Origin of the sequence: Marinobacter sp., assembly GCF_041984545.1 — a bacterium.
In the GTDB taxonomy this organism is placed as follows: domain Bacteria; phylum Pseudomonadota; class Gammaproteobacteria; order Pseudomonadales; family Oleiphilaceae; genus Marinobacter.
This window is the reverse complement of record NZ_JBHIXV010000001.1, coordinates 1-16997: the sequence shown is the minus strand read 5'-3', so window position 1 is coordinate 16997 and position 16997 is coordinate 1. Positions and strand designations below refer to the sequence as shown.

The following is a 16997-nucleotide window of genomic DNA, read 5'->3' as shown; positions in this document are numbered from 1 at the left end:
GATGATTTCGGCGGCCGTCGCCAAAACCTATTGAATACAGGGAACGCAGCCATGATCGAAAAGCAGCAGTTCATTGTTATTGGCCTCGGAATCTTTGGAGCAACGATTGCCCGCGAACTGACCCGTCTTGGCCACGAGGTGCTCGGGATCGATTTCGATGAACAGCGCGTCGATCGACTGGCTGACGAGATCACCCATGCGGTCATTGCCGATGTAACCGACGAAAACTCCCTGATCGAGTTAAACGCGGGCACCTACGATGCCGCTGTGGTTGCTATCGGCAGGAACGTAGAGGCCACCATGCTGGCGACGCTCCAATTGCGGGAATTGGGGGTTAAAAAAGTCTGGGCCAAGGCGCTGACCAACCAGCACCACCGGATCCTGGAGCGGCTTGGGGCCAACCGCGTGATTGGTCCGGAATACGAAATGGGCGTGCGCATTTCTCAGGAGCTCAATTACCCCATGGTGCACGACTACCTGGGGCTCGACGACAATTACTTCATCGTGGACTTTCACACCACCGACGATCTGGTCGACAAAACCATCGGTGAGGTAATCAAGGGTGAGCCCGTGGAGGCGCTGGTGGTGAAAAGAATGAAGGAGGCCCACCCTCACCCTGACCATACCTGGAAGATCCGTAAGGGCGATCGCTTGGTTCTTGGCGGGCAGCTGGAAGACCTGAGGGACCTGGTCGATCGGCTATGAAAGTCCATTTCCTGGATCTGGTGTCGTACCGGAAACATGGTGAACCGGCCAAGGGCATCAACCCTCCCCGGCTGCTCCTGGAAGCCTTTCTGGTACTCATTGCCCTGGGCGCCTGCCTACTCAAGCTGCCTTTCGCCACCGTGGAGCCGGTCACCTGGATGGAGGCTGCCTTTACCGCTACCTCGGCGGTCACGGTAACCGGGCTTGTGGTAGTCGACACCGGCAGCCAGTACACCCTGTTCGGACAGTTGGTCATTCTCGCCCTGATTCAGCTGGGCGGGCTTGGCCTGATGACGTTTGCCGTGCTCACTGCCCTGGCCCTGGGGTTCAAGCTGGGATTACGACAGCAGCTGGTCGCCCAGGAAGCTGTTAATGAGATTTCACTGCAAACAGCACGTCGGGCCAGTGGCTCCATCGCCCTCTTTGCACTCGTGGCCGAAGCCGTCGGCATCCTGTTGCTTGCGCTGTTCTTTGTGCCGGAGCTGGGTTTCTGGGACGGCGTCTACCACGCCGTGTTCTATGCGATTTCAGCATTCAACAATGCCGGATTCGCCCTTTCGGCCGACAGTCTTATTGATTACGTGAGCCACCCAGGCATCACCCTGGCTATAACGGGCCTGTTCATTGTCGGGGGACTTGGCTACATCGTTATCATGGAGCTGATGGACAAACGGCGCTGGTCGAGTTTATCGGTGTACGCGAAAGTCATCCTGCTCGCCACCCTCTTTCTAAATCTCGCTGCCACCGGCGCGGTTCTGCTTTTTGAATTCGGCAACCCGGCCACCCTTGGTGCACTGGACAGCTTCGGGGACAAGCTGCTGGCTGCCTGGTTTCAGGGCGTCACCCCTCGCACCGCAGGCTTCAACACCCTCGATATAGGTGCTTTGACCGCGGCAACCAGCGTTATGATGCTGCTTTTGATGTTCATTGGTGGTGCGCCAAACTCCACGTCCAGTGGGATCAAGATATCCACCTTCGTGATCATGCTGGCAGCCACCCGTTCGTTCCTGCGGGGAAACCTGAACGTCACCTTCTTCCGGCGCTCCCTGAGTAGCGAAACCGTGCTCAAGGCACTGGCCACAGCAACGATCGGCATGGCCGTGGTGTTTTTGGGGGGGCTGTCGCTCAGTGCCCTGGTAGAGGACGAATTCCTCGATATCGCCTTTGAAGTCGTTTCTGCCTTTGGCACCGTGGGTTTGTCGCGCGGAACCACCGGTGAGCTTGGCACCGCCGGTCAGTTGGTTATCATGGCGGTGATGCTCATTGGCCGCCTGGGGCCGCTTACTCTGGGCTATACGCTCACGGTTCGCAGAAAATCCCGGGTCCGGTATGCTCAGACTGAGTTCCCGGTTGGGTGAGCCCGAACCCGTTCTCAACGCGAGTATTAGGATGTCATTTGGCGTCTACCGCCTCGACCAGGTTGTCCGCGTGTCGTTTGGCGAGTTCTTCAAGCGTCATATACTCGCATTCCCGCTCCGCCAGGAAGGCGTCTGCAGAATCGATGAGGATGTTGTCGTCGCTCATGAAACGCCGTCCCAGCAATGCCGGGTAGGAGAACTTGGAACGGTCGGTAAGGGAAAACTGGGTGCTGTGGGTAGTGCCGGCGATGCAGAAATCCATGACCACCACATAGCGTTTCTGGGACGGCGCTCCTTTACGCTTGATCAGTACGGTGCGCTCTACCGGGCGTTCAAATTCTAGGATGACGTCTTCATGATCCAGTTCGCCTTCTGTTGGCTGATCCTCATGGTCGCCCAGAGGGATCTGGAAGTTTACCCACTCCTCGCCGTCTTTCTCGAAGGCCTCAATGTTCACTGCGTGCAGGGAGGAGGTTTTGGCACCGGTATCCAGCCTGGCTTTTAACCTCAGGCTGGTGTCCTGCATCACCATCCACTCAACGTAGCCAAGGGTCTCCGGCACCCGCTGCCCGGATTCCGCGTCCGGATCGGCTGCGTGGGCCAATGGCGACAAAGCAGAGAGCGCCGCAACCATCGCTGCAGTTTTAATAAACCTCATTCAATACCTCCTGCAAACTCCTGTAAATCAGGAAAAAATGAAAGGAAATTCTGTTCTAGCTGTGAGTGGTTCTCCCGGATTTCAGCAATTATCCCGTGAAAGCGGTTCCTGAATCGGATCCGCGCTGCCACACGATCCAGAGCCTCACCGATGTTGTCGAGATCCTCGTAGGCACCGAACCAGTCATACCAGACCATGCGGCGAGTCACCCGGGCCATGGATTCGGGCATCAGGTGTTCACTCTGTTGAAGCTCTGTGTACGTTTGGCGGATAAAGGCATCTTTGTCGGTATGGGTGAAGCGGTACCAGTGCATCAGCAGGAAATGGTCGTACAGGATATCCAGTGCCACACCGGCAAAGCGTCTGCGCTGGGCGGAGAACAGCTGTTTGCTGGCCAGAACACTCGGGTGCTGGTCGGTGTAGCTGTCAACGGCGAGGTGATGCCGAACGCCCTGCCTTACCCCAGCCGGCAGCGCTGACAGATCAACGCCCCGGCTGAAATCGCCGAGAATACTGCCCACCCGGGCCTCGGGTGAGTCTGGCGCGAGAAATACATGGGCCAGATGATTCAAGCAGTCTCCCCGGTCAATGGCTGTCAGAAGTTGAATTGCAAGCCGACACCGAGCCCGTCGATTTCGGTATTGCCATCCTCATAGTAACGCATGTATTCCAGGTTGCCCGACAGGTTGGGGGCAAATTCCATGTTCATACCGATGCCATAGGATACATCCGAATCATCTTCGGTTGCCGAGCCAAAGGCGGATTCGGCCTCCACTTCAACGCGGGTGAAACCGAGAATCGCATAGGGTGTCAGGGGTGATTCGTTGGCCAGGTTAAAGGTGGCATAACCACCGAAGAAGTTATCCAGCGAGTAGTCGACCCCGCCAATCCGGTCGTCATCTACCCCAAAACCGCCCCGGGCTTCAATGCCGAGGAACGGCGTTGCCATTACACCCACTTTCGCGGAAAGCGTGCCAACGTCAGCTTCTGCATTGCCGTTATCAAGGCTCACGAATGAATAATTGAGACCGGAGTAGAGTCCGCCAACCCCGGATTTGTACATGTCCTGGGCGTGCGCTGTTCCTGCAGCCGCCAGTCCCGACGCGAACACGGTTGCGATCAGCTTTGTGCTTTTCATAATTGCATCTCCTTGACCGAATCTTTCGGTTTCCAGCAATGAACTTGCACCAGACCCACGATTTTTGCCATCAGAAAGATCCGCATTTACGCCAAATTTACAGTGATTTAATCAGCTGTTAATTGTCCGGAAAGCGGCTGGTTACCTTGCGGACAACCCACCTCGCAGGTATTCTGACGCCGTTCCCCGGTTTCAGCTGGCTCGAGCATCCATTGAGAAATCTTTACCCCGTCATTTTCATCGTCAGTGTCATGTTCGTGCTGTTGAGCATTTTCATGACGTTGCCCGTGCTGCTACTGGCCGGCGGCCACGCGCCCAACGCCGATGCGTTCGCCGAGTCGGCGGCCATCGTGTTTACGCTGGGTCTGGTGGGCATGATCGCCACCTACCGGAAACCCAGGGATCTGAAGCCGCGCTTCATGTTCGTGCTGACCGTTTCCTCCTGGTTCATCATTGCCCTGCTCTCAGCGCTTCCTTTCTACCTCAGCGATCACGGCATTTCGGCCGCCGATGCGTTTTTTGAAGGCACCTCCGGCATCACCACCACCGGCGCCACGGTTTTCAGCGGGCTCGACGCCATGGACCGGGACCTGCTGTTATGGCGGTCGATTCTGCAGTGGATCGGCGGTGTCGGGATCATCGGTATGTTCGTTGCCGTCCTGCCTTTCCTGCGAGTGGGCGGCATGCGACTGTTTGCGACCGAGTCATCGGAATGGACCGACAAGGCACTGCCCCGCATGAAGACCCTCAGCCGAGGGCTGCTGCTGGTCTACGTGGCGTTCTCGGTAATCGCGGTGGTGACTTACTGGCTCTCGGGTATGACCCTGTTTGACGCCTTCAACCACGGTTTGACCAGCATAGCGACCGGCGGTTTCTCGACATCGGACATGTCCATGGGCAAGTTCAACGACGTGATCCTGATGGAAGCCACCCTGTTCATGATCATCGGCAGCCTGCCCTTCTTCCTGTTTGTGCGCGAGCTGCACGGCCAGCATGGCGTGCTGTTTCGCGACCAACAGGTTCGCCTGTTCCTGATGATCCTGTTCCTGGTGCCGCTGTTGCTCACGTTGTACCGGTGGCTGGTCTCCCCGGTTCCCTTCGATCCGGTCCACAATTATGCGGCCACGCTGTTCAACGTCACCTCGGTGGTAACTACCACCGGCTACGCCTCTGAGGATTACTCGGCCTGGGGCCCCCTGGCGTTTGTGTTGTTCTTTTTCCTGATGTTCGTGGGTGGCTGTTCCGGCTCCACGGCGGGTGGCATGAAGATTTTCCGGTTCCAGCTGTCGCTGATCATCCTCCGTGAACAGCTCATGCGGCTGCTGCACCCGAGGGCAGTACTGACCCGGAATTACAATGGTCGGTCAGTGAGCGACGAGATTATCTCCTCCATGATCGCCTACACCTTTATTTTCCTGCTCTGTCTCCTGCTCATTACCGTTGCCCTCGCTGCCATGCAGCTTGATTTCATTACCGCGCTTTCCGGTGCCCTCACCTCCCTGACCAACGTTGGCCCAGGCCTTGGCGACATTATTGGCCCGGCCGGCAACTTCGGCCCGCTACCGGATGGTGCCAAGTGGGTTCTGTCGGTGGGCATGCTGATGGGGCGTCTCGAGATTCTGAGTGTTGTCATTGTGCTGTCGCCCGCCTTCTGGCGCAGCTGACGCGCCCCACACCCTTTCAGACCAGGCCTATTTGAGGGTTGGCAGACAAACGTGAAAAATTCCCCAGAAACACCCCCAACCCATTGAATTGCCTAATTTTAGGGTAGATTTTTATTCAGCTTCATCCTCAACACTCGTCCGAGCTTTGGACGCTCCCTGAGAGGCAAGTTCAGCCAGTTTCAAATCAAATAGCTGCTGCCCCACCGGTCGCTTCAGATCCAGTGTGTAGTCCCCGAAACGATTGATATGGCGAGTTCGGTACGGCGATAACGCTTTCAAAACATCCTCTGTGATGGCAATTCCTTCTGCGGCCATGTCGCGCAATACCCGACTGAGGGCTTCGACGTTGTGCAGAATGAGCATATTCGCCACCAGGTGGTTGTACTTCACCACTTTTTGCTGCTCATGCCGGAGGTTGGCGGCAATGATGCCCGAGCCACCAAAGAAGCTCCATTTTGCAAACCCGTTAAACTGCTCGTTCTTGTTGGTTGCGGCGTGAATGGTCTGGCGCAGCTCCACATCGTCGATGTAATTGAGCAGGAAGCCGGTGCGCACGACCTTGCCCAGCTCCCGGAAGGCGAAATACAGTTTGTTCTTGCGACTGTAGGTTCCCAACCGTCTCAGTATGGTTGATGCCGTGATTTTACCCAACTTGATGGACACGGCCACTCGCAACATATCCGGCAGATGCCGCTCAATCCGTGCCCAGTCGATATGGCCGTTGAACAGTTCTTCGATATGCGCGTAGCGGAATCGCCGGTCAGGCCGGTAAAAGTTCAGATCCTTGAGGTTCCGGATACGCGGCATCAGCTTGATCCCTAGTAGATAGGACAGCCCAAAAACGGGATAGCTTTGCGCCTGCGTATCACCGTGCAAGGTATCCGGCTGGATATCGCTCCGGTTCTCAAGTAGCCCGTCGAGGATGTATACCGCCTCGTGAACGCCACAGGGGATGAAATGACTGAACAGCGCGATGTAGGTGTCCGAGACGTGGTAGTAACCGATGCCGCCGTAGCCGCCATAGCGGATGTGGTACTCGCTGAGCAGGTTTTGCTCGTAAAGATTCCATTTGGTGCCATCGGCGGCGGCTCGCCGCCCTGTCCCCCAGTATCCGGGCAATTCGTATTTCTTGTACGCGTTGATGACCTTGACGATAGCGCGGTCCAGCCTGTCTTCGGTCACGTGGTTAAGGTTGAGCCAGGCTATCTGGCGGCGGTTCAGCTGTTTGATAGAGTCGGCGGTCTGGGAGGGCCCCAGATTGCAGCCGTAGCAGAAAAGCGTCGCGATGAAGCGTAACCGGGGGTCTTCAACGCGCCCCTCATAGCCTGACAGTGGCCCGAATTCCCGGTGCAGCCCAAGCCAACGCTCCGCATCCACCAGAACGTCGACGATGCTGCGGGTGCCAAGCCGACGTGTGATGTCGTCATCAAGGGCCTGCCAGTTCGTCGGCAGCCCCTGCCTCTGATTCCGCTTGATGACAATGCGACCGTCTTCGATTGTGGCGTGTGTATTGTCCGGAAAGGCGGCGTCCACCGAGCGGCTCACTTGGGTTAATTGTTCCTTGAGATGGCCGACCAGCGCCTTCGGTTCCATGGGAAGCTCTACTTCCAGCCCGTACTGGTCAATTTCCTGTTCGTAACCCGACCAGCTCACCAGCTGATCCCGATGGTCGTCGAACCGATCTCCGTGAACAACCGCCAGGTCCGCTGACTTCAGTTCCTGTTTCACCAGATTCAAAACGGCCAACTCAAAATATTTACGGTGAACCGTCAGGCTGTCCGGACGGATGAAAATCAGACGTCGCCACTTATCGAGCGTCCACTTGGTCTGCTGAACGTTTTCGATCAGATCCGGCGCATGGATTCGCAAATCCAGGGTCTCGGCTTTCAGCGAACGGTTTTTTCGGAGCAGCTCAATCAGTTGAATCGACAAGGTGTCGCTGGAGGTGCTTTGAAATGTCAGTATGTCCAGACAGTTGTACAGCAGGCTGCGTTTGGCGCGAAACGGTCGCAACATGAAAGGCAGGTAGTTGTTGCCCGCATAGGCCAGATGTTCCTCGCATTCATCCAGCCACTCCTGGCGCTTGTCGCCGACCACGGCCTGAAGTGATTGCCAGGGGTTGGGCCCGGCTTCCATGGCGGTCAGCACGTCTTTAAAGCAGGACACGAGTCGATCCGTGCGCTGGGTCTGCTCCATTTGATAGGTTAGCAGATTTTGCTGGGCGGTGGTTTCCAGCTGCCTCATCAGCTTGATCAGAAGCTCGGCGGTATCGTCCAGTGCCTGGGCATACTGTTGCCGGATTAGGACGACCGCCAGGGCATAGCGTTTGCGTGCAGGGATTCGGGCCATCTTGGCCACATCTAGTGCTCTTGCTTTATTGGCGAACTGCCTCCGTTTGGTCACGGGAATGGCATGGACACTCGGTAATCGCTCGACGATATCCCTGAGCCACTTGAGGTGTTGCAGGTAGGACCGGATCTCTTTATTGGTCGGCTTGCGAATTTCTCGCTTCAGACGCTGCCAACCGCTGATCTCGATCCCCGGTGGCGACACCAGCAAGTCATTGATCAGTGCCTTTGTATCGTCGGTCAGTTCGCTGACGATGGACCGGTAACAGCGGTCATTCACGGTGGCTCGGGCATCCTTGGCAAGCCGCAAAAGCACCGTGAAGCCGGGAATCTCAAAGCGGTGATGCACCAATTCTTCAAGGAGAATGTTGATAATATCAGCCAGCACCTCGCGGGACTCGGCAGCGTTTATGGCTTGGTTTTCGAGCCACAGACGATCTTTATCGCCCAGAATTCGGCTGCCGACGTAGGCCCGAATCCAATTGATGTGGCGATTACGGGCACTGGATTGGTCATACTGCCTCTGCTGGATCTTGGTCGGCCGTTTTTGAAGGCCAAGACATCTCGCTATGTAGCCACTCAAGTCGGGCGGCAAATCAACCGTCGCGCAGAAAAAACCCTGTTTCTGATAAGCCTTCAGGTGCACCAGCAAAAAGAAGCGTTGTTGAAGTTGTTTAGCACATCGACGCGCCCAGCGTTGCTCGTTCGGGGTGGGTGTGTAAACGGCATCGAGTTCGTGTTGTGGGATATCCGACCGAAACCGTGGATAGGCTGTATCCTGGATCGCACTCATGATCGACTCAATCCCATGTCTGCCCGGTGGCCGGGTCCGTGATCAGTGTCTCCACCCAGCAGGCTTTGTCGGACGCTATACGGTGTATCTCATCGATCAAGTCGTCCATCGTTTCGTCCAGATGCTCATCCGACGTTGCAGGCACCTCGATGCGGTAGTGTCCATCGGTCTGGTGTTCCACCTCGAACGGTTTCAGGCAATGGGCTTCGATCACCGTGCGGGCCTGGTAGTGTTTGCGGCTTCGCGGACGCTGCGGCTCCAGGGTAAGCTGGACGGTCAAGGCCCGTAAGCGCAGTTGGGATGCGCCCGCCAGGCGCGGCTGGCCGACCGAAGACGCCACTTCGGTTGGAATCTGCACCAGGGCCTGCTCGAACGGTGATTTGGCTTCAATGTAACGCAAGGCCGTTTGGGTATCCCGCCAACCGACGTATTCCATCAGCGCTTTGATTTCCCAGCCCGACGCGCTGGCCCAGGTGGCAAAACCGCGCCGTAGTGAATGGCTGCTAAACGCTTCCACGGCGTCAATACCCGCGTCAGACAGTAGCTGGCGTAGCAACGGCACGATGCTGTTCGGGTGCAATGACACGTCCGACAGGTTCCCCCAGCGATCAATCGCCCTGAACAGGGCGCCGCTGGGTTGATCCAGGAAGTCCAGCCAATCCTGACAGGCCTCGACCGGACAGCACTGCCTCAGAGCGGGCACTTTATACAGACGCCCTTCGGCCTGACGATCCCCCTTACTTCTTCGCAGGTACAGGGACATACCGGCACCGGGGGCCAGCGTGATGTCTTCAATGGTTAACCGACAGAGTTCATCGCTGCGAAAGGCGCGCCAGAACCCGAGCAGGACCATCGCCCGGTTACGCAACCAGACCCCGAGACGCCGTGCGTCGTGCTGACGGGCCTGCGCGATCTGCCCGGCCAGCCACTGATCCAATAGCTGGAGCTGGGTGATGGCCAGGGGCTTGGCCTGTTTTTGCCGGTACGGATGTTCTTCGCGAATGCCCTTCAGGACCGTGCGTACCAGCGGGGCTTTGGTCGGGTCTGGGAACCCCTGGTCCCGATGCCAGCGTGCCAGCGCCGCCAGGCGCTGCTTCAGGGTGGCGGCCGACAGCCGCTCGGCATGATCGGCCAGATAGCGAGCGATGCTATCGGCGGTTGCCGGTAAAAACCCGCCCCAGGTCACCTCAAAATGCTCGACTGCGGATCGGTAGCTGCGTCGGGTGTTGTCGCGGGTCGCCGCCCGAACGTACCGATCAATCGTCATTGGGCCCACCCGTCTCGTTCGATGTCGGCAATGCCGCTATTGCTTCTGTTAACCAGCGCTCGACCGACTCGCACACAGCATCGTTGTCCGCGTTTGAAACCATCTTTGTGAACGTCTTGGCCATGGCATCGCGCACCTGTTGATCGAATGGATCGTCGGGATTGGTGATCAGTGAGCCAGACAGCCTGTCCAGCGCAGACCCCGTGGCTGCTCTATCCTGACGGCCTTGAACCCAGCTTTGCGCCTCAGCCAATGAACCGAACTGCTTGTGCTCCACCCAGAAGAAACTGTTTGGAATCGCGATTGAGCGCCCGTCTTTGAGGTAGGCCCTGATCTCCGCGTCAACGTCCGGTAAATAGGCGTCTTCACTTTGCAGACATTCAAGGGCCGCACGAAAGCTTGGTAATGGGGCGGGAAACCGGTTGCGAAAATCAAACGCCCGGAAGGCAAACACCTGATCCAGTGGATCGACTTGTGTGTGCATGTGTGATCTCCTGCTGCGTGGCCGTCGTCCGAGGCCATATCGTACCGGTCGTGAGTCAGTATAGCCGCTGAAACGGGTATCACAATGGATAACTCTGGATTATCACATGTTTGTTTTGTTGTTCTTTTCAACTATATTTCTAACGTATATAGTATGTAATAACGTATTACGTAATACGGTATGAAATAAGCATGAGGACACCACCATGGCCCGAGGCGGCATCACCCAACCCCTGGTCGAGGACGCCCGCAAACGTCTTCTGGCTCGCAATGTTCGCCCCTCTATCGACGCCATACGCGCCGAATTGGGCAACACTGGCTCAAAGACCACCATCAGCAACCATCTGAAAGCGATTGAGGCACGAGAAAGCACCCGTCTGGATGATGAAGCGCTTCTGAGCAACCAGGTCACCGAGTTGGTTGGCCAACTCGCCCGGCAATTACGCCAGGACGCGCAGGAGACCATCGAACAGGCTGAAAAGCGCCACCAGGCCGAGGTCGCCAGCTTGCAGGAAACCCTGAAGGCACAGACCGCTGAGACCCGGCAACACCAGGCGCAGAACGAATCGCTGGCTAAGGAGCGGGATGAGTTACAGTCCGAAGTCCGCAGGCTTCAGAAGGCGCTCTCGACACTCGAAGGCGATAACCGCGCACAGGCCCAACGCATTGAAAGTCTGACTGAGCAGGTTCAGGACAAGCAGCGCCAGGTGGACTCGCTGGAAGAAAAGCACGGACATGCCCGCGAGGCACTAGAGCACTATCGCGGCTCTGTGCAAGAGCAGCGCGAGCAGGATCAGCGGCGGCATGAGCAGCAGATCCAGCAAGTCCAGGAAGAGCAACGCCATCTGCAACAAGCCCTGGCCGTGAAACGCGACGAGCAGACCCAGGCCACCCGGGAGATTACCCGGCTGTTCACGGAGGTGACTGAAGTTCGAAAGCAGTCGGATCAGTTGACGCAGCAACTTGGCGAGCGGGAGCGCGAAAATCGTCGTCTGGTCGACAAAACGGCGCGGTTAGAGCAGCAAGCCTTAGCGTTACGTCAACCAAAGGCTGCCTTTGAAAAGCAGCAGCGCGTGAACGACCAACTGAAAGCGAGGGTTCAGCAGCTTGAAACCGAGCTGAGCGTGAAGAGTGAGCTGTTGGATCGTTTGAGCGCTGGCAACGATTCCGACGAGACGATCAGAAGGGCCCCTTAATGCATTCGTAAAGACACGGTCTGTTGACGAAAGGAGCAGATCGCTCGTGACCGCGACATAAAATTGAGATATCCCGTTTCTTGAAATGCCTCCAGACTGTGTTTTAAAGCCTACTGCAAGGCTGTTGTGGCTCAAGTCACAGGTGTTTTTCATTGGGGGGAGTCCGAGTGGTTTGGATGACGGATTTAGGACGGCGTGTTGCCCTGCCTTTTCATCGTCTAGGGACAGGTTTTTGCCAAAACGTGTCCGTTTATTGAAACATGTGTCGTTTTGTAAATTCGCTTGGACAAAAGATCAGCCTTGGCCTAGCTTGGATTGTACGGAAATTGACCAGCACACAGGGAGTGGATACATGAAATTTACCGCTATCAGTTTTACTTTTTTCTCCGCACTGATGTCTTCAGTTGTGGTCGCAGAGAAACCGCATGCATTCCCGGACGGGGCTTCAGCGATTGAAAGCCTGCCATTTACGGTAGGTGCTTCGGACAGAAATTCGGCTTCAACCACACGACAAGCCTCATCATTTGACAAGGCTTCGCAACAGAGACTTCCGTCTTTTGCGCCGGCGTCACTTAACGCTCCCAAAGCCGCTAGAACCATGGAGAAGCACGAAGCCCAAAAAATCAAGGCTCGCTCAATTATTGCTGATCCGAACTCCTGATTATCACTTGGCATCGTGAGTGATGCCTAGCCCCGAACACGCCCAAACCACATGGAGGTGACTGATGTCATTCCGCATTCGAGTTGTGTCTTGCCTAATCGCATGCACTGCGCTTGCCTCAACTGCCCAGGCCAACATTCGCGATTACTACGAAGAACCAGGGTTGAACCCGTTCAAGGAAACTATCAACCAGAATTTCGGAGAAGAGATCGACCCCTTCTCTGGTCAACTGCAACTGAGCTACACGGATCTCGTCGTGCCCGGTAATGGTGGTTTCGATATCCGCATCAATCGAATTTACAACAACCCTCAAGACGCCTTTTTGCCATACAGCCCTTATGGCTACCTGATTACCCATTTTGATCAGCCTGCTCTACACTGTGGTTATATCCAGTACCGGAGATGACGCCATGGCACGAAACCCGATTCAGTTCCAGTCCGGCCTGTCGCTGCCGGCGTTTCTAGAGCAGTACGGCACAGAGGCGAAATGTCAGGCCGCCCTCTTCCAGCATCGCTGGCCCGGAGGGTTCGTGTGCCCGGACTGCGGCAATAACACCGGCTGCCGACTGTCACGCGGGCTTCACCAGTGTCACCGCTGCCATCACCAGACCTCGCTGACTGCCGGCACCATTTTCCATGCCACACATCTGCCGCTGACCACCTGGTTTCTGGCCATTTATCTGCTGACCCAGCGCAAGAGTGGCATCTCAGCGCTGCAACTGTCCCGGGAGCTTGGCGTTGCTTACAATACCGCCTGGAAGCTCAAGCACAAGTTGCTGCAGGTCATGCATGAGCGCAACCAGGGAGAGAAGCTGTCCGGACGCATCGAGCTGGATGACGCCTATCTGGGCGGTGAACGGCCGGGAAAGCGCGGGCGCGGCGCTGAGCACAAGTTCCCGTTTGTCGCCGCCGTGCAAACCAGTGAAGACGGCCATCCGCAGCGTGTTCAGCTGCGCCGTATCAGCGGCTTTACCCTGGCCGGGATACGCGGCTATGCCCAACAGGCCATTGCCCCCGGCAGCCGGGTTATTAGCGACGGCCTCGGATGTTTCCGGGCTTTCGATACCCCCACCTACGTTCATCAGCGCCATATCACCGGCGGTGGACGTGCCAGCGTGGCGAACCCGGAGTTCAACTGGGTCAACACCCTGCTCGGTAACGTCAAAAACGCGATCACCGGTACCTACCATGCCATCCGCGGGCAGCATGCCCCACGCTATCTGGCCGAGTTCGAGTATCGCTTCAATCGACGCTATGACCTCAAGGCCATGATCCCGCGCTTTCTCTCGGTCGCCATGCGAACGCCGCCGATGCCGTACCGGTTCCTTAAGATGGCTGAACCTTATGCGTAATCAGGTATGGCTATGGCTGGAGCATGCATTTTGGCCGCATTGCCGTTTCAGACACGAACGCAGACAAGGTTTGCAGTCAGAACCTGTTTTCAGTGGATGTGCTCGACAACCCCTCTCTGGAGTTGGCCGACGGTAGTCGCCAATTGCTGGTAGTCGCGGATCAACATAGTCCTGAGCTAATCACCAAGCAGTGGTGGAGTGCGAACTGCAACAGCAACAACGATGTGATTGTGAAGTCGCCAGATGGTACCACCTACACCATGGATTACCGGGCGAACGACTCTGAGGGCCTGAAGATCTACGCGACCCGCATCGAGGATGCCAACGGCAACTGGATGACTATTGACTACAATACCAATGCGTTTAGCATCACCTATATTGAGTCGATTTCCACCAGTGACGGACGCTCGGTAGATTACAACTATGCGAATACCTTAAGCGACAGTACTCGACTGACATCCATTACCGCCAATGGACAGACTTGGAGTTACAGCCACACCTACACCAACAACACCACGCCGGATTTTGCGCAGCTAACCACAGTGACCCGTCCAGACGGTGAGAGCTGGAACTACACCTATTATCCAATCACCACCAACGGTGATGCCGGCAGCCTCGCGATCGATACCGTGACCTATCCCTCCGGCGGCATCATCGACTACGACTATGACTATGTTTACTTCAACTTCGGTGCCCAGAAGGCAACAACGGTTGTGACTGGCAAGCAAAACAGCGGCCGCGACATAACGCCGGGCACCTGGTCCTACACCTACACACCGGCCTACAACGGGCAGTATGGTTATGACGAAACCCACATGGTGGCACCGGACCATCAGCGCACCTTCTACCACATCGGCTACACCACCAGCGCCAATGTCTGGGAAATTGGCACCAAGCGTTACGAGGAAGTGTACGACCTTCAAGGAACGATGTTGGAACAGTACTCCTACCAGTACAGCAGCACGCTGCTATCCAATGAAAACTTCTGGCATGGGCGGGATACCAGCAGAATTGATAATGATACGCAGGTTCCGCTGCTGACCAATATGACGCATTGGCGACAAGGCACCTCCGTACAAACCCAATATTCCAATTTCGATACGTACGCCAAGCCGCAAACCATCGTTGAAACCACCAATACCACCGCCACTTCCGATCGGACTCGCACCCGCACCTACAGTCATTCAGCCAACGACTGGATCCTTGGTCTGGTGACTCAGGAAACGATTGATTATCCAAACAGTGCGCCGGTCACCCAGTGGGTCACCGACAGAACTTACGACTCAGCCGGGAATATGTTGACAGAAGACAAGTCGGGCGTTCTGACCACCTACACGTACACCCCTGAAGGCGACATTGCCTCGATCACCGATGCCAACAATCATGTAACTACCTTTTCAAACTATTACCGGGGCACACCTCAGGTTATCAATCGGCCCGAAGCCATTTCAGAGACGCGGATTGTCAATGCGGACGGTACCTTGGCCTCGTCCACAAATGGTGAAGGACACATTGCCTCCTACACCTGGGACGACCTGAACCGCCTGACCGGTATCGACTTCCCCATACACGCAGATGTATTGATCAGCTACGATGACAAGTCGGCCGTATTGACCCGAGGGAGCTTCAAGGAAACCCGTTCCTTCGACGGCTTCTGGCGCGACCTTGGCATCAAGCGTGAAGACACCAGCACCAATACGACTACCGAAGTCACCAAGGCCTGGGACGCGGTGGGTAATATGACCTTTGAGAGCTACCCCAACAGCGCTCAGGGCAGAACTATCTCCTACGATGCTCTGCAGCGAGTAACGAGCATCGACTTTCCCGATCAGACCTCGAAAACCTATTCGTACCCAAGTGGGTATGAAATTCGAGAGGTGGATGAAAACGGCCATGTAACCATAAAGACCATCGCCAGCCATGGCACTATGGACGGCAGCTGGCTGATCTTCATCTCGTCGCCCGAAAGCATCGGTACTAGCATCTCGAGGAACGGCCTGGGGCAGGTCTACCGCGTTTTTCAGGGGGAAATTCAGACGGATGGAAGCCTTTTTGGCTACGCCCGCCAGTATATTCATGATGCACGCGGTTTCCTGATGCAGGAAATCCATCAGGAGACAGGAACCACGGTCTATGGCCGCGACAACGTCGGTAATATGACGAGCAAGGAAATCGGTACCAGCGGTATCATTGAAACGTGGACCTACGACGATCTCAACCGCCTGACCGCTGTTTCCTACTCGGATAGCACCCCGACCGCTACCTTTACCTATGACGACAACAGCAATCTGAAATCGGTGACCAGCTCGACAGCCAGTCGCAGCTATACCTACGATCAGAACGACAACCTCGAAAGCGAATCATTGACTGTTGGAAGCGCCACCTACAGCGTGACTTACGGCATTGATAATCTGGACCATCTGGCTTCAGTGACTTACCCCAGTGGACGCACAGTGAACTTTGGCACCAACGCCCTGGGCTGGCAAACCCAGGCAACTCCCTATGTATCATCCGTGGATCGTCACCCCTCCGGAGCAGTCGATACCATGACCTTCGGCAACGGCGTGGTGACTACCCAAACCCTGGATAGCCGATTGCGGCCTGATACGCTGGTGTCCAATAACGGCCAGGTGGACTTTGTCGATCTGGGTATGGGCTACGACAACGTTGGCAACGTCACCAGCATTGTCGACAACGCCGGATCACTCCATAACCGCACGATTGGTTACGACGATGTGAACCGAATGACGTCGGCAGCCGGGCAATGGGGGACTGAGACGATCACCTACGACGGCCGGGGCAATATTCTCACACGGGATCGTAATGGCAGTCTGCAGGAGTATTACTACAACTCTGACAAAATGACTTACCGGGTTTTTCCAACCTTTTTCTACACCATCACCCACGACACACGGGGCAACATGACCAGTGATGGCCCGAACATCATGGTGTACGACGGCGCAAAAAATCTCGCCTCCATTGATAACGGTACCGATGTGATTGATTACACATACGATGGAGCCAATACCCGGGTCAGCCGGAGTTCGCCGTCCGAAGACACTCACGTTCTATACACGATGATGGGTGACCTGCTGGGAGAATACGATCCATCGGGCGGCTTCAAGGAATACATCTACGTGGATTCGAAAACCGCCGCCAAGGCGGTGGACGATACCACCGTAGTTGGCCAGTAACGGTTAAGGAGGACATGACTATGACACGCACTATCTGGAACACACTGGCCCCGCTGGCCATGCTCATATTCACCGCCTTGCCCCTTAGCGCCGCTGAGGTGGTGACCTATTACCACAACGATCATCTGGGCTCGCCCATTGCGGCGACTGACAGTACCGGGGCCGTGGTGTGGCAGCAGG

General features: G+C 56.2%; 15 protein-coding genes. 9 read left to right on the top strand and 6 right to left on the bottom strand.

The window, feature by feature from the left end:
* Positions 1-51 precede the first annotated feature (51 nt).
* Entirely contained in the window at positions 52-705 is a 654-nt protein-coding gene (locus ACFC20_RS00075) for a potassium channel family protein (protein WP_375191222.1), read from the top strand.
* Entirely contained in the window at positions 702-2063 is a 1362-nt protein-coding gene (locus ACFC20_RS00070; protein WP_375191221.1) for a TrkH family potassium uptake protein, read from the top strand. Before ACFC20_RS00075 ends, ACFC20_RS00070 begins: the two co-directional genes overlap by 4 nt.
* A gap of 34 nt (positions 2064-2097) precedes the next feature.
* Here ACFC20_RS00070 and ACFC20_RS00065 read toward each other — a convergent pair whose 3' ends face one another.
* Genes ACFC20_RS00065 through ACFC20_RS00055 form a run of 3 tightly spaced genes read right to left on the bottom strand, consistent with a single transcriptional unit; the run spans position 2098 to position 3859 of the window.
* Entirely contained in the window at positions 2098-2721 is a 624-nt protein-coding gene (locus ACFC20_RS00065) for an ATP-dependent zinc protease (RefSeq protein WP_375191220.1), read from the bottom strand.
* A complete protein-coding gene (locus ACFC20_RS00060; protein ID WP_375191219.1) occupies positions 2718-3293 on the bottom strand; it encodes an ACP phosphodiesterase in 576 nt (191 codons plus the stop codon). Before ACFC20_RS00060 ends, ACFC20_RS00065 begins: the two co-directional genes overlap by 4 nt.
* A gap of 23 nt (positions 3294-3316) precedes the next feature.
* Positions 3317-3859, bottom strand: coding sequence for a porin family protein (locus ACFC20_RS00055; RefSeq protein ID WP_375191218.1), 543 nt, complete (start codon positions 3857-3859; stop codon positions 3317-3319).
* Positions 3860-4110: 251 nt separating this feature from the next.
* Here ACFC20_RS00055 and ACFC20_RS00050 point away from each other — a divergent pair, with 251 nt between their 5' ends.
* The gene (locus ACFC20_RS00050) at positions 4111-5523 is read left to right on the top strand and encodes a TrkH family potassium uptake protein (RefSeq protein ID WP_375191394.1); all 1413 of its coding nucleotides are present in this window, start codon (positions 4111-4113) and stop codon (positions 5521-5523) included.
* A 111-nt stretch (positions 5524-5634) separates the two neighbouring features.
* Here the strand turns inward: ACFC20_RS00050 and ACFC20_RS00045 are convergent, their stop codons facing one another.
* The 3 genes from ACFC20_RS00045 to ACFC20_RS00035 are packed head-to-tail and all read right to left on the bottom strand — an operon-like array spanning position 5635 to position 10415.
* Positions 5635-8664, bottom strand: coding sequence for a Tn3 family transposase (locus ACFC20_RS00045; protein WP_375191217.1), 3030 nt, complete (start codon positions 8662-8664; stop codon positions 5635-5637).
* Between the two features lie 7 nt (positions 8665-8671).
* Positions 8672-9931, bottom strand: coding sequence for a site-specific integrase (locus ACFC20_RS00040; protein ID WP_036207245.1), 1260 nt, complete (start codon positions 9929-9931; stop codon positions 8672-8674).
* Positions 9921-10415, bottom strand: coding sequence for a hypothetical protein (locus ACFC20_RS00035; RefSeq protein WP_375191216.1), 495 nt, complete (start codon positions 10413-10415; stop codon positions 9921-9923). The genes ACFC20_RS00040 and ACFC20_RS00035 overlap by 11 nt, the downstream gene beginning before the upstream one ends.
* Before the next feature lie 205 nt (positions 10416-10620).
* Here ACFC20_RS00035 and ACFC20_RS00030 point away from each other — a divergent pair, with 205 nt between their 5' ends.
* The 6 genes from ACFC20_RS00030 to ACFC20_RS00005 form a co-directional block, all read left to right on the top strand.
* Positions 10621-11610 (top strand): DNA-binding protein, encoded by a 990-nt coding sequence (locus tag ACFC20_RS00030; RefSeq protein WP_375191215.1) that lies wholly within the window; start codon positions 10621-10623, stop codon positions 11608-11610.
* 352 nt (positions 11611-11962) lie between these two features.
* Positions 11963-12271: a hypothetical protein gene (locus ACFC20_RS00025; protein WP_375191214.1), complete on the top strand. Its 309-nt coding sequence runs from the start codon at positions 11963-11965 to the stop codon at positions 12269-12271.
* Positions 12272-12335: 64 nt separating this feature from the next.
* Positions 12336-12677: a hypothetical protein gene (locus ACFC20_RS00020; protein ID WP_375191213.1), complete on the top strand. Its 342-nt coding sequence runs from the start codon at positions 12336-12338 to the stop codon at positions 12675-12677.
* 4 nt (positions 12678-12681) lie between these two features.
* Positions 12682-13623: an IS1595 family transposase gene (locus ACFC20_RS00015; protein WP_375191212.1), complete on the top strand. Its 942-nt coding sequence runs from the start codon at positions 12682-12684 to the stop codon at positions 13621-13623.
* Positions 13624-13646: 23 nt separating this feature from the next.
* Positions 13647-16817: an RHS repeat domain-containing protein gene (locus ACFC20_RS00010; protein ID WP_375191211.1), complete on the top strand. Its 3171-nt coding sequence runs from the start codon at positions 13647-13649 to the stop codon at positions 16815-16817.
* A 14-nt stretch (positions 16818-16831) separates the two neighbouring features.
* The coding region (locus ACFC20_RS00005; protein WP_375191393.1) for an RHS domain-containing protein at positions 16832-16997 on the top strand (166 nt) is incomplete at its 3' end.

Excerpts from the sequence above, each read along its gene's own strand:
- ACFC20_RS00040 (WP_036207245.1), bottom strand. The coding sequence starts at position 9,931 with ATGACGATTGATCGGTACGTTCGGGCGGCGACCCGCGACAACACCCGA.
- ACFC20_RS00075 (WP_375191222.1), top strand. The coding sequence starts at position 52 with ATGATCGAAAAGCAGCAGTTCATTGTTATTGGCCTCGGAATCTTTGGA.
- ACFC20_RS00055 (WP_375191218.1), bottom strand. The coding sequence starts at position 3,859 with ATGAAAAGCACAAAGCTGATCGCAACCGTGTTCGCGTCGGGACTGGCG.
- ACFC20_RS00010 (WP_375191211.1), top strand. The coding sequence starts at position 13,647 with ATGCATTTTGGCCGCATTGCCGTTTCAGACACGAACGCAGACAAGGTT.
- ACFC20_RS00020 (WP_375191213.1), top strand. The coding sequence starts at position 12,336 with ATGTCATTCCGCATTCGAGTTGTGTCTTGCCTAATCGCATGCACTGCG.
- ACFC20_RS00025 (WP_375191214.1), top strand. The coding sequence starts at position 11,963 with ATGAAATTTACCGCTATCAGTTTTACTTTTTTCTCCGCACTGATGTCT.
- ACFC20_RS00065 (WP_375191220.1), bottom strand. The coding sequence starts at position 2,721 with ATGAGGTTTATTAAAACTGCAGCGATGGTTGCGGCGCTCTCTGCTTTG.
- ACFC20_RS00050 (WP_375191394.1), top strand. The coding sequence starts at position 4,111 with ATGTTCGTGCTGTTGAGCATTTTCATGACGTTGCCCGTGCTGCTACTG.
- ACFC20_RS00070 (WP_375191221.1), top strand. The coding sequence starts at position 702 with ATGAAAGTCCATTTCCTGGATCTGGTGTCGTACCGGAAACATGGTGAA.
- ACFC20_RS00015 (WP_375191212.1), top strand. The coding sequence starts at position 12,682 with ATGGCACGAAACCCGATTCAGTTCCAGTCCGGCCTGTCGCTGCCGGCG.
- ACFC20_RS00045 (WP_375191217.1), bottom strand. The coding sequence starts at position 8,664 with ATGAGTGCGATCCAGGATACAGCCTATCCACGGTTTCGGTCGGATATC.
- ACFC20_RS00035 (WP_375191216.1), bottom strand. The coding sequence starts at position 10,415 with ATGCACACACAAGTCGATCCACTGGATCAGGTGTTTGCCTTCCGGGCG.
- ACFC20_RS00030 (WP_375191215.1), top strand. The coding sequence starts at position 10,621 with ATGGCCCGAGGCGGCATCACCCAACCCCTGGTCGAGGACGCCCGCAAA.